12 protein-coding genes are annotated in these 12,445 nt (G+C 64.4%); 2 read left to right on the top strand and 10 right to left on the bottom strand.

Features of this window, described 5'->3' with window-relative positions; translation table 11 throughout:
* Nucleotides 1-43: 43 nt before the first annotated feature.
* A complete protein-coding gene (locus tag AC0L3B_RS18495) occupies nt 44-415 on the bottom strand; it encodes a winged helix-turn-helix transcriptional regulator (RefSeq protein ID WP_473380871.1) in 372 nt (123 codons plus the stop codon).
* 109 nt (nt 416-524) lie between these two features.
* Here AC0L3B_RS18495 and AC0L3B_RS18490 point away from each other — a divergent pair, with 109 nt between their 5' ends.
* Nucleotides 525-1,235 carry a glutathione S-transferase family protein gene (locus AC0L3B_RS18490; protein ID WP_204512782.1) on the top strand — a complete coding sequence of 237 codons (711 nt, stop codon included), beginning with the start codon at nt 525-527 and terminating at the stop codon, nt 1,233-1,235.
* A 37-nt stretch (nt 1,236-1,272) separates the two neighbouring features.
* Here the strand turns inward: AC0L3B_RS18490 and AC0L3B_RS18485 are convergent, their stop codons facing one another.
* Genes AC0L3B_RS18485 through cyoA form a run of 7 tightly spaced genes read right to left on the bottom strand, consistent with a single transcriptional unit; the run spans nt 1,273 to nt 8,186 of the window.
* A complete protein-coding gene (locus AC0L3B_RS18485) occupies nt 1,273-1,806 on the bottom strand; it encodes a response regulator transcription factor (protein WP_018452952.1) in 534 nt (177 codons plus the stop codon).
* The gene (locus AC0L3B_RS18480; protein ID WP_166520799.1) at nt 1,796-3,175 is read right to left on the bottom strand and encodes an ATP-binding protein; all 1,380 of its coding nucleotides are present in this window, start codon (nt 3,173-3,175) and stop codon (nt 1,796-1,798) included. Before AC0L3B_RS18480 ends, AC0L3B_RS18485 begins: the two co-directional genes overlap by 11 nt.
* On the bottom strand, nt 3,147-4,007 hold the full coding sequence (locus tag AC0L3B_RS18475) for an SURF1 family protein (protein WP_473380870.1): 861 nt from the start codon (nt 4,005-4,007) through the stop codon (nt 3,147-3,149). The genes AC0L3B_RS18480 and AC0L3B_RS18475 overlap by 29 nt, the downstream gene beginning before the upstream one ends.
* Nucleotides 4,004-4,390 carry a cytochrome o ubiquinol oxidase subunit IV gene (gene cyoD / locus AC0L3B_RS18470; RefSeq protein WP_473380869.1) on the bottom strand — a complete coding sequence of 129 codons (387 nt, stop codon included), beginning with the start codon at nt 4,388-4,390 and terminating at the stop codon, nt 4,004-4,006. The genes AC0L3B_RS18475 and cyoD overlap by 4 nt, the downstream gene beginning before the upstream one ends.
* Complete coding sequence (cyoC, locus tag AC0L3B_RS18465) at nt 4,387-5,016, bottom strand: cytochrome o ubiquinol oxidase subunit III (protein WP_085351629.1); 630 nt, start codon at nt 5,014-5,016, stop codon at nt 4,387-4,389. Before cyoC ends, cyoD begins: the two co-directional genes overlap by 4 nt.
* Entirely contained in the window at nt 5,017-7,014 is a 1,998-nt protein-coding gene (cyoB, locus tag AC0L3B_RS18460; RefSeq protein WP_018452957.1) for a cytochrome o ubiquinol oxidase subunit I, read from the bottom strand.
* Between the two features lie 11 nt (nt 7,015-7,025).
* Nucleotides 7,026-8,186 (bottom strand): ubiquinol oxidase subunit II, encoded by a 1,161-nt coding sequence (gene cyoA, locus AC0L3B_RS18455; RefSeq protein WP_473380868.1) that lies wholly within the window; start codon nt 8,184-8,186, stop codon nt 7,026-7,028.
* Between the two features lie 182 nt (nt 8,187-8,368).
* Between cyoA and AC0L3B_RS18450 the strand changes: the two genes are divergently transcribed.
* On the top strand, nt 8,369-9,694 hold the full coding sequence (locus AC0L3B_RS18450) for an MFS transporter (protein ID WP_473380867.1): 1,326 nt from the start codon (nt 8,369-8,371) through the stop codon (nt 9,692-9,694).
* A gap of 198 nt (nt 9,695-9,892) precedes the next feature.
* Here the strand turns inward: AC0L3B_RS18450 and AC0L3B_RS18445 are convergent, their stop codons facing one another.
* On the bottom strand, nt 9,893-11,284 hold the full coding sequence (locus tag AC0L3B_RS18445) for a M48 family metalloprotease (RefSeq protein ID WP_018452960.1): 1,392 nt from the start codon (nt 11,282-11,284) through the stop codon (nt 9,893-9,895).
* 134 nt (nt 11,285-11,418) lie between these two features.
* The gene (locus AC0L3B_RS18440) at nt 11,419-12,258 is read right to left on the bottom strand and encodes a thermonuclease family protein (RefSeq protein ID WP_473380866.1); all 840 of its coding nucleotides are present in this window, start codon (nt 12,256-12,258) and stop codon (nt 11,419-11,421) included.
* Nucleotides 12,259-12,445 lie beyond the last annotated feature (187 nt).

Here is a 12,445-nt window from a genome sequence, read left to right as displayed (position 1 = left end):
CAGCGGGCGGAATTGCTTTGAGCCTATGCGGTCCTGAGCAGGATCAAACCCGCGATGCGCTTCCCGAAGCGCCGCGCCCGGTCTCGCGGTCGTCTCCGCGCGCATCAGTCGCAACCGTCCACCACCAGGCGCCCAACGCATCGATCAACGGCACCAAGGTGTGGCCGGCGGCGGTCAGATCGTACTCGACCCTCAACGGGTATCCGTCGAATTCCGTGCGGGTCACGATACCGGCGTCCTCCAGCTTGCGAAGCTCGAGGGCGAGTATCCTGTGCGAGATGGTCGGATTGTCCCGACGCAAGTCGCTGAACCGTTTGGTGCCCTGTTTCAAATAGTAGATCAGAAGCGTAGGCCACCGGCCGCTCAGGATCTGCATCACTTCCTCGATGGGACATCTCGAAACGAGGTCTTTCATCGGCGGACTCCAGGTTACAAAAATGTTCGCAATTTACTTGATGGAGCGAGCGACTAGGGTTCGGGACCGCTGCGCAGCGTGATCATCAGAAATCACGGAGAATAGATCGATGGATCCAATCCTACTCTACGGCTTCCCGATGGGAAGCTCCATGGGACTCGTTGCAGCTCTTGAATGGCTTGGCAGGCCATATCGCCTGTGTCGCGTCGACATGCTGGGCGAGATGCTGAGCCCGTCATACGCCAGGATCAATCCGCGACACGAGACGCCTGCACTTATAACGGACCAGGGCGATGTGCTGACGGAAACCATGGCGATCGCGGCTTGGCTCGAAGCCAGGGATACCGAACGGCGCATCAGCTTTGATCCGTTGTCGCCGCAAGCCGATCGCATGCACCAGCTGATGGCGTTCGTGAATACCGGCTTTACCGGCGCCTTCGCGCCGCTTTGGGTCGCAATGGAAGGCGTGGCGATGGACGACGCCATGCGTTCGGCCTTGCGGGAGTTCGGAAGGAGAAAGGTGATCGAACGCCACGACAAGCTCGAAGGCATGATCGAGCCGGCAAGGTTCCTGCTCGCCGACCGGCCGACCCTCGCGGACGCCTTGCTGGCAGGTGTGGCGCGCTGGCTCGACTTCCACGCTGTCGCGGACAGGAGCCGCTGGCCAAAGCTGGCCGCGCTGCGCCAACAACTCGAGGCCGATCCCGGGGTCATCTACGCCACCGCCGTGGAGAGCGGCAGCAATGATCCGGGAACAGGATCCTGCGCAGGCCACACCGCCCTGGCCGACGTCATCGCGCGATATGGCAAGCAAGCTTAACCAGTGGAGAGGAGGAGCGGCTTCGATCCGCTCCTCCTCACTTCACCGGCCGCTTCTCGAGCTTCCGCGCCAGCGTCCGCCGATGCATCCCGAGCCGCCTTGCGGCTTCCGAGATGTTGAAATCGGTTTCGATCAGGGTCTGGTGGATGCGTTCCCACTCCAGCGTCTTAATCGATGTCGGCCGGGCGTCGAGCGCGACCTCGGCATTGCCTGCGGCCTTGTTGAAGGCGGCCTCGATGTCGTCGGTGTTCGACGGCTTTGCCAGATAGTGGCATGCGCCGAGCTTGATGGCCTCGACGGCGGTGGAGATGCTGGCAAAGCCCGTCAGCACCACGATCAGCATCTCTGGATCGTGCGTGTGCAAGAGCTCCACGCAGGCCAGTCCCGAGGCGCCGCCGAGCTTGAGGTCGACGACGGCATAGCCAAACGATCGCTCCTCCAGGACTTTCCGCACGTCCTCGATCGAGGCGGCGAGCACGACCTCGTAGTCGCGGCGCTCGAACGAACGCTTCAGGGTGCGGGCGAAGCCGGCATCGTCCTCGACGACGACGAGCGAACGATCAGGCGTCAAAGCTGCCTCCGATCGCGAGCGTTGCGAGCGGCAGCGTGAGGCGGACCGTAGCGCCGCGCTTCCTGTGGTTCTCGGCGGTCACGCTGCCCCCTAACTTGCGCACCACGTTCACCACCAGGAACAGGCCGAGCCCGCCGCCGGCGCGGCCCTTGCTCGATTGATAGGGCTTTCCGAGCTGTGCCAGCATCTCCGGCGCAAAGCCGGGGCCGCGATCGCTGATCGACAGCACGAGATGATCGCCCTCGCGCCCGGCAACGAGCTCGACCCAGTCGCGCGAGACCTCGTAGGCGTTGTCGAGCACGTTGAAGATCACCTGCTTCAGCGCGACGTCCGAGACGATTGCGACGTCTTCGCCGAAAGTGTTGACGAAATACAATGTGCGCGCCGAGCGCGCGTCGCGCCACTCTTCCACGAGCGCGGTGACGAAAGCCGCCACCGTCGTCGGCGACGATCCCTCGCCGCGGGCTTCGCCCGCCGACACCAGAATGCCTGTCACGATCGACTTGCAGCGTTGCAGCGAGGTCTCCATCTCCTCGAGGTCCTCGGCCAGCTCCTGATCGGCGGCGAGGTCGGGCATGCGGCGCCAGTCGCCGAGGATGACCGAGAGCGAGGCGAGCGGCGTGCCGAGCTCGTGAGCCGCGCCGGAGGCGAGCAGGCCCATGCGCACGATATGATCCTGCTCGGCGGCATGCTGGCGCAGCGCCGCCAGATGCGCGTCGCGCTCGCGCAAATTCCTGTTGATGCGGGTGACGAACACCACCAGCAGCACGGCGTTGAGCACGAAGCCCAGCAGCATGCCGGCAACCGTGAGGGTGTAGGTCTCGCTCAGCGGGTTCGGCGGCAGGTCGAGCGGTCGGTAGGCGACGGTCAGCCAGACGAAGCTCGCGCAGGTCAAGGCGACCAGCGACCAGGTCGAGCGGCCATCGAGCAGCACCGCGCCCAGCGTCACCTGGAGCAGGAACAGCGAGGTGAAGGGATTGGTGGCGCCGCCGCTGAGGTAAAGCTGCGCGGTCAGCGCGGCGACGTCCAGCATCAGGGCGACCAGCAACTCATTGTTGGTGATCGCGGCGCGATGGCGCACCCAAACCAGGCTGGAGATGTTGAGAAATATCAGGGCGCCGATTACCGCCCCCATGCGGGTGAGGGGCAGGGGAATGCCGAGCCACACATGCACGCCGCCGATGGTCACGATCTGGCCGACCACTGCGGTCCAGCGCAGCTGGATCAGCAGCGCCATGTTCTTGCGGTTGGTCTCGTCGTCGGTTGGCGCTGTGCCGATCAGCTCGCTGCGCGCGTCCGCCTGCGATTGCAGCGTGACGGCGCCATGCGTTCGTCCGTCGTCAGGTGGGCTCGCCGATCGTTCCAGCATCTGATCCCGTCCTGCGGGCGACAGCATCGGGGCCGCCGGCCGCTTCGTGGACGAAGCCGCTCCAGGGCTCCTTGCGGCGGAACAGCCCGCCGCCGAATGTGACGAAAAGTCTGCCGGCCAGCATGAACGCCAGGGCAAACCACGTCAGCGCGTAGATCAGGTGGTTATTGGGAAAGCTGATCACGGTCAATCCGCCGATTGGGCCGTTGCCGGATTGTGATCGAGCGTCGGCATCGACGAAGAAGGGCGCGACGTGGTCGAGGCCGCATGCCGCCGCAATCGCGGCGACATCCCGCGAGTACCAGCGATTGTGCTCAGGCACGTTGGTCCTGAGGAATCCGCCTTTTGGCTCCGTCACGCGCAACAGGCCGGTGATCTCGACCTGGCCTTGCGGATTGCCGTCCCGGCGCGTCGAGGCGTCGCGCCGCTCGGGCGGCACCAAGCCGCGGTTGACCAGGACCAGCGTGCCGTCGTCGCGCCTGAGCGGCGTCAGCACCCAATAGCCCGGGCCTTCTTCGGTGACGGCCTGAACCAGCGTCTCGCGGTCATGCAGGAAATGGCCGGAGACGCTGACGTGCCTGTATTCGTCGTTCGCGGCGGAGACGGTCGGCCATGCCGCCGGCGAGAGGATCGGCTGGGCCGGGGCATGAACGCGCTGCTCGACGCGATCGATCAGCGCCAGCTTCCAGGCGCGGCGCTCGATCTGCCAGACGCCGAGCGCGATCAGAAGCGCAAAGGCCGTGAGCGAGAGGATCGTGAGCCACAAGGGCGGGCGCGCTGCGTTGCTGCGCGTCCCGTTTGCCTCGCTCGTCACGGTCCGGGTCTCGTTCATTTCATCCCGGTCATCTGGTGGATCGGCATCATGTTGCTGTTGAGGTGGTTCATCACCCACAGCGAACCCGACAGGGCGATCACCACCATGACGATGGTGAAGATCAGCGCCATCATGCTCCAGCCGTTCTCTGACGTCGTGTTCATGTGCAGGAAGTAGATCATGTGCACGATGATCTGCACGACCGCGAAGGCCATGATCACCAGCGCGGTGATCTGCTTGCTCGGAAGCGCGCCGCTCATCACCAGCCAGAACGGGATCGCGGTGAGCACGACCGAGAGCACGAAGCCGAGCATATAGGTCGAGAACGAGCCGTGGGCATTGGCGTGGCTGTCGCCGTGATGATGATCGTCCGCGTAGGCGGCGTGAGTATCGGTGTTCATCGCAGAACTCCCAGGAGATAGACGAAGGTGAAGACGCCGATCCAGACCACGTCCAGGAAGTGCCAGAACATCGACAGGCACATCAGGCGGCGGCGATTGGCCTCGATCAGGCCGAACTTCCAGACCTGCACCATCAGGGTCACCAGCCAGATCAGGCCACAGCTGACGTGCAGGCCATGGGTGCCGACCAGGGTGAAGAAGGCGGACAGGAAGGCACTGCGCTGCGGCGTCGCGCCCTCATGGATCATGTGGGCGAACTCGGACAGCTCGATGCCGATGAATGCGGCTCCGAACAGGCCGGTGATCGCCAGCCAGATCTGGGTCTGCGCGATCTTGTTCTGCTGCATCGTCAGCATGGCAAAACCATACGTGATCGACGACAGCAGTAGCATCGAGGTGTTGACCGCGACCAGCGGCAGCTCGAACAGATCCTTCGGCGCCGGGCCGGCGGCGTAATTGCTGCCGAGCACGCCGAAAGTGGCGAACAGGATCGCGAAGATGAGACAGTCGCTCATCAGATAGATCCAGAAGCCGAGCGAGGTGCTGTAGCCTTCCGGATGCGGGTGTTCGTCGGCGAGGTAGAAGACCGGCTCGCCGGTTTGCGTGGGATTGACAGCGACAGTCATTTACTTGGCTCCGGCGAGCAGCTTGGTGCGCGCGTCTTCGGCCCGGATGACGTCCTCGGCCGGAATATCGAAATCGCGGTGATAGTTGAAGGTGTGACCGATGCCGACGGCGAGCATCGCGATGAAGCTCGCGGCCGCCAGCCACCAGATGTACCAGATCAGGCCGAATCCCATCGCGGTGGCGAAGCCGGCGAGGATGATGCCGGTGCCGGTGCTGCTCGGCATGTGGATCGGCTTGAACCCGGTGAGCGGGCGCTGATAACCGCGCTTCTTCATGTCCCACCACGCGTCGTTGTCGTGAGCGACGGGGGTGAAGGCGAAGTTGTAGGCCGGCGGCGGCGAGGAGGTCGCCCATTCCAGCGTGCGCGCGTCCCAGGGATCGCCGGTGACGTCCTTGAGCTGCTCGCGCCTGAGGAAGCTGACGGCGAACTGCATCAGCATCGAGAGGATGCCAAGGAAGACCAGGAAGGCGCCAATGCCGGCGACGATGAACCAGATCTGCAGGCTCGGGTCGTCGAACACGCGGAGGCGGCGGGTCACGCCCATCAGGCCGAGCACATAGAGCGGCATGAAAGCGAGGTAGAAGCCCGTGACCCAGAACCAGAACGACAGCTTGCCCCAGAACGGGTCGAGCTTGAAGCCGAATGCCTTCGGGAACCAGTAGCCGATACCGGCGAACGCGCCGAACACGACGCCGCCGATGATCACGTTGTGGAAGTGCGCGATCAGGAACAGGCTGTTGTGCAGGACGAAGTCGGCCGGTGGCACCGCGAGCAGCACGCCGGTCATGCCGCCGAGCACGAAGGTCAGCATGAACGCGATCGTCCACATCATCGGCAACTCGAAGCGGATGCGGCCGCGATACATCGTGAACAGCCAGTTGAACATCTTCGCGCCCGTCGGGATCGAGATGATCATCGTGGTGATGCCGAAGAAGGAGTTGACGCTGGCGCCCGACCCCATCGTGAAGAAGTGGTGCAGCCAGACCAGGTACGACAGGATGGTGATGACCACCGTGGCGTAGACCATCGAGGTGTAGCCGAACAGCCGCTTGCCCGAGAAGGTCGATGTCACTTCCGAGAAGATGCCGAAGGCGGGGAGAACCAGGATGTAGACCTCGGGATGACCCCAGATCCAGATCAGGTTCACGTACATCATCGGGCTGCCGCCGAAATCGTTCGTGAAGAAGTTGGTGCCGACGTAGCGATCGAGCGAGAGCAGCGCGAGCACGACGGTCAGAACCGGGAAGGAAGCGACGATCAGCACGTTGGTGCAGAGCGCGGTCCAGGTGAACACCGGCATCCGCATCATGGTCATGCCGGGGCACCGCAGCTTGACGATGGTGCAGATCAGGTTGATGCCGGACAGTGTCGTTCCGACGCCCGCGACCTGTAGCCCCCATATGTAATAGTCGACGCCGACATCCGGACTGTAGCCGATGTTCGACAGCGGCGGATAAGCGAGCCAGCCGGTGCGGGCGAATTCGCCGATGAACAGCGAGGCCATCACCAGCACCGCGCCGCCGACCGTCATCCAGAAGCTGAAATTGTTCAGGAACGGGAACGACACGTCGCGCGCGCCGATCTGGAGCGGCACGACGAAGTTCATCAGGCCGGTGACCAGCGGCATCGCCACGAAGAAGATCATGATCACGCCGTGGGCGGTGAAGACCTGGTCGTAGTGATGGGCGTTGAGATAGCCCTCCGAGCCGCCGAAGGCGAGCGCCTGCTGCAACCGCATCATCAGCGCGTCGGCGAAGCCGCGCAGCAGCATCACGATGCCGAGGATCATGTACATGATGCCGATGCGCTTGTGGTCGACGCTGGTGAACCACTCGCTCCAGAGATAACCCCAGACGCGGAAATAGGTCAGGCCGGCGAGCATGATGAGGCCGCCGGTCGCCACCACGGCAAACGTGCCGACGACGATCGGCTCGTGCAGCGGCAGCGATTCGAAGGTGAGCCGGCCGAAGATGAGCTTGAGAAGATCAGGAGACATGCGGGATCTCTTTACGAATCTGACTTCGGACGTTGTCCGAGGAAGAAGGACGAGGACTTCAGCGGCGTGAAACTCGGCCGCTTCAGGCCGGCGCCGAGCAGCGGCGCGGTGTCGACAGGTGCCGTGATGGAAGCGGTGGTCCTGCCCTGCGGCGCATCGGGCGTGCAGGTGCCGGCGACGAAGGTCGGCTCCGGCCCAAGCGCCGTGCCGCGGCGGGCGTACTTGTCGTAGGCCAGCGGCAGGGTGTTGTTCAGGCCCTCATGGCCGAGGCCGCCCTTGGCGTCGATCGCCATCATCTCGCTCTGGCACATCTTGCCGGTCTCGACGCACATGTTGAGGATCAGGCGGTAGAGATCGGAATCGACGGTGCCGTAGCGCCGCACCGGCTCGTTCTGGCTGGGTTTTTCGAGCTGGAGATATTCGGCGCGGCCGAGCGAGCCGCCGCCGGACTTGGCGCTGGCGATCCAGGCGTCAAAGCCCTTGTCGTCGAGGCCCTGGAAGTTGAAGTGCATGCCGGAGAAGCCGGCGCCGCTGTAGTTCGCCGAAAAGCCCCGGTAGGTGCCGGCGTGGTTCACGACGGCGTGGAGCTTGGTCTCCATGCCAGGCATCGCGTAGATCTGGCCGGCCAGCGCGGGGATGTAGAACGAGTTCATCACCGAGGACGCGGTGATGCGGAATTTGATCGGACGATCGACCGGAGCTGCCAGATCGTTGACGGTGGCGACGCCGTAGTCCGGATAGATAAAGAGCCACTTCCAGTCGAGCGCGACGACGTCGACCTCGAGTGGGGCCTTGGATTGGTCCACGGCGCGGTCGGCATGGATGCGGCCGAGCGTGCGATAGGGGTCGAGCAGATGCGTGCCCATCCAGGTCAGCGCGCCCAGGCAAACGATGATCAAGAGCGGCGCCGACCAGATCACCAGCTCGAGGCTGGTCGAGTGGTCCCAATCCGGCTCGTAGCGGGCGTCGGTGTTGGACTGGCGGTAGCGCCAGGCGAACAGCACCGTCAGCGCCATCACGGGGAGGACAATCAGGAGCATCAGCACGGTGGAGATGATGACGAGGTCGCGCTGTTGGGCCGCGATATCGCCGGCCGGCGCCAGCACGACGTAGTTGCAGCCGCCGAGCGCAACCGCCAGCGGTAGCAGCGCCAGAATCTTGAAACGGGACACGGGCCGAGCCTTATGAGAATGAGTTTCCTTTGCGGGGCCAAGGGGTAGCTGCGGCGCAGCAATCCGGACATTGGACAATTTGTCCAATGTTGCAGTGCGGGATGTTGCGCCAGACAGGGCTAGATTGCCTGGCGCCTCGCCGGGCGGTTGGCTTTGGTTTTCAGGACGTTAAGGGCGCGCGAATGGCGATGGCACAGACCCCCGCAATGGCAGACCACTCGGGCGAGCACGGCCACGATCAGGCCAGTCCCGGCGAGATCGCTATCGGCGTCATCATCGGCCGCACCTCGGAATTCTTCGACTTCTTCGTCTTCGCGATCGCCTCGGTGATCGTGTTCCCGCGCCTGGTGTTCCCGTTCACGAGCGAACTGACCGGCACCCTCTATTCCTTCATGATCTTCGCGCTGGCCTTCATGGCCCGGCCGATTGGCACCGTCATTTTCATGACGGTCGACCGCGGGTACGGCAAGACGGCCAAGCTGATCTCGGCGCTATTCCTGCTCGGCACCGCCACCGTCGCGATCGCGTTCCTGCCCGGCTATCACGAGATCGGCGCTGCCGCGATCTGGCTGCTGGCGCTGGCGCGCATCGCACAGGGTCTGGCCTGGGGCGGCGCCTGGGACGGCATGGCCTCGCTGCTGGCGCTGAACGCGCCGCCTTCAAAGCGCGGCTGGTACGCGATGGTGCCGCAGCTTGGTGCGCCGCTTGGTCTGATCGTGGCGAGCGGGCTGTTCGCCTATTTCGCCGGGAATCTGTCGGCCGACGATTTCTTCGATTGGGGCTGGCGCTATCCGTTCTTCGTCGCCTTCGCCATCAACGTCGTGGCGCTGTTCGCGCGCCTGCGCATGGTGACGACGGAAGAATATGCCTCGCTGTTCGAGACCCGCGAATTGCAACCCTCGCGCATCTCCGAGACCGTGGCGCGCGAAGGCCAGAACATCATGCTCGGTGCGTTTGCGCCGCTGGCGAGCTTCGCGCTGTTCCACATGGTCACGGTGTTTCCGCTGTCCTGGGTGTTCCTGTTCACCCGCGAAAGCCCGGTGCGCTTCCTGATCATCGAGATCGTCGCCGCCGTGTTCGGCGTCGGCGCGATCGTGCTCTCCGGCGTCATCGCCGATCGCGTCGGCCGCAAGTCGCTGCTGATGGGATCGGCGATCGCGATCGCGATCTACAGCGGCTTTGCCCCGCAGCTGCTCGATGCCGGCGCGTTCGGCGAGACCATCTACATGGTGATCGGCTTCATCCTGCTCGGCCTCTCGTTCGGCCAGTCCTCGGGTGCGATCGCCTCGAACTTCAAGCAGGCGTATCGCTACACGGCCTCGGCGCTGACCTCCGACATGGCCTGGCTGTTCGGCGCAGGCTTTGCACCGCTGGTCGCTCTGTTGCTGGCGACCAATCTCGGCGTCATCGCCTCGGGTGCGTACCTGCTATCAGGCGCGTTCTGGACCTTGCTCGCGCTCTGGCTCAGCGGCCAGCGCGAGGCCGGCGATATGGACGCGGGCGGTTAGGGCGTGAGCTGCAGCTACAAGCGAATGTCGTCCCGGCCTAGTGCGCAATTGCGCACGGGGGCCGGGACCCATACCGCGTGATCTATCGAACGCGGGTGTTCTTAATCCCGAACGACCAGCGCCCGCCAAATTGCTCCCTGGGGTTATGGGTCCCGGCCGACGCCGGGACGACAGCGGAGTTTGCGGAACCACCGCGCGTCAATCCGCCACGACCTTCACACGATCGCGCACCTTCACCTGCGCGTTGCGATCGAGCCCGTTGAGCACGCGAAAACGCTCGGCCGGGTGGTCGACGCCGGCCATGCGGTGGGAGAGCGATTCCACGGTGTCGCCAGGCTGTACGGTGATGACCTTGATGCGCAGCGGGCGCGCGGCCTGGATCTCGTCGAGCGTCAGGCGGCGGAATGAACCGACGGTCTCGCGCGCATTGCGCTCGCTCTCGGTCGACTTCTGCCGTGCCGCGAAGATGAAGCGGTAGACGTCGCTGCCGAAGCGCAGCGCATAGACCTTGAACTGCCACTGGTCGCCCTTGGCGGTGGCGGACGCAGCCGGAAAACCGTTGATGGTGATGTCCTCGGTGGAGGCCTTCTCGACGCCCTCCATCCAGCCGGAATTCAGGTAATCGCCCAGCGACTGTTCGGCCGGCACCCGCACGACGTCGAAGCGCATCGCCTGCGAGCCGCCGTCGCGCACGCCGATCACGGCCTGCGCGGTGTTGTCGAGCGTAAAATTGTCCGGCGCCTGGAAGGTGAAACCGAGCTTCGGATGCAGGAAGCGCCGGCCACGGACAAAACCTTCGCTGGGGTCTTCGCCGTAGACGAGATTGTCGATCGCGGCGAGATAGGTCTCGCGGTCGCGTTCGCCGCCCTCTGGCGCTGCGTATTGCCGCGCGATGGTCTGCGCGTTCTGCACGCGCTCGGGCGTTGCCGGATGCGACGAGGTGAAATCCTGCGCCCGCGGATCGAGCGAGGTCTTGCCGACCTTCAGCTCGGCATTGCGCTCCATCGCCGAGAGAAAGCGTGCAGCACCATAAGGATCGAAATGGGCCTTGGCGGAGATGCCGACGCCGACGCCGTCGGCCTCGAACTCCTGATTGCGCGAAAAGCTCGCCATGGTCAGCTTGGTCTTGGCGAGCGCCAGCGCGGTGAGATCGGGATCGTTGCTCATGTCGGTGACGACGCGGGTGACGATCGCGGCCTGGCGGGCCTGGTCCTCGCGCATCGCGGCGTGCTTGGACAGCACATGCGCCATCTCGTGGCTGAGCACGGAGGACAATTCCGACGTATCGCTCGCCAGCGCAAGAAGACCGCGCGTGACATAGAGCTGGCCGTTCGGCAGCGCGAAGGCGTTCACCGCGCCGGAATTGAGGATCGTGACCCTGTAACCCTGATCGGGGCGGTCGGACGCTGCGACCAGGCGGTCGACGGTCTTGGTGACGAGCGATTCGAGCCTGGGGTCGTCATATGTGCCGCCGTAGCTCGCCAGGATGCGCTCGTGCTCCTTTTCGGTGGCGGGGGTCTGCGCGACGGCCGGCTTCGGCTTGGGCATTGCGACGGTCGGGGGCGCCGCCGCGGTCTGGAACCGGCCCATATCGCCGCAACCGGCGAGGGCTGAACCCAGCACGAGGCATAGCGCAGCCGGCGCTGCCCGCAGGCGGCGGCGTTCACCTCGTCCGTGCCGTCCTAGCACCCCATTCACGTCGCTTAACCCGTGCCTGGCCCTTTTTAGGGCCTTACCCCTGTCGGCTCGTTTGCGCCCAGCAACTCGATTTGTCCCACGAGGCGTACATCGATACGCGGCCCCGTATTCCCCTCAGCCCAGCCCCGGACACGAATACGCTTATTTTCCAGAGACTTAAGGGTGATCCCGGCGCTTTCGAACGCGGGTATCATGCGCTTTGAAATAGTCACGGCGAAGCCGCGTGTCCAGTTTCGTCCGAAGTTGAGGTAGGTCATTGCCCCAGCTTGCCGGACCGACAGGACTTTGCCCTCGACCACCACAAAACGCCCGATCCCCGCCAAAATATCGTCCGGACTTTCCGCGTTTTTTATGGCCGACAGGTCAGCCCAGCTGCCCTTTTTTTGGCGCCTCGCCTCGGCCTCCGCCGCCATCAGGGCGGCCGCGCAGTCCTTATCGGCGATCTCGGCCGAGACGATGGCCTCGCCCTGGGCGAGGAGCGTCGCCTGCACGGAGATGTCGCTCTCGCCGACAAAGACCAGCGCGCCCTGACGGCCATAGCGGTCGGGCGTGTCGTCGGCGCTGCGCAAAATAACGTCGCGACCGACGAGCAGCGTCGTCAGCGCCTGCTTCGTGTTTGCGGTCGGCTCGATGCCGGTCAAGCGGATTTCCCGGCCGTCATCGAGACGCAGACTGCGCGCATCGATCGCGGTGACGCGGCCTTCGCCCTGGGACTCGAACTGGCACGGCGTGGCGGACGCACCGCGTGCCGCGACCAGGAGACATGCGACGATGAGATGAAGCAGTCGCGTCACGTTGCCCGGAAAGGTTGCGTTGCGCTCCAACCATAACTCAAGCGCGGTGGGGCGCGAAGACTGTTTGTTCATACTCCGTCATTGCGAGCGCAGGGAAGCAATCCAGAGTCCCTCCGAGGAAAGATCCTGGATTGCTTCGCTGCGCTCGCAATGACGGCGGAGGCACTCTTCCGCATCTCGTCATTCCGCTTTGCGGAAAGCGCGTGTTGATCGTTCATCTGCATCGTCCCGTGCGCTTGCTGCGCTGTCGCGCATGCGG

The sequence above is a fragment of the Bradyrhizobium sp. Kon56 genome (genome assembly GCF_055807635.1).
This window is presented reverse-complemented; position numbering and strand designations above follow the sequence as displayed.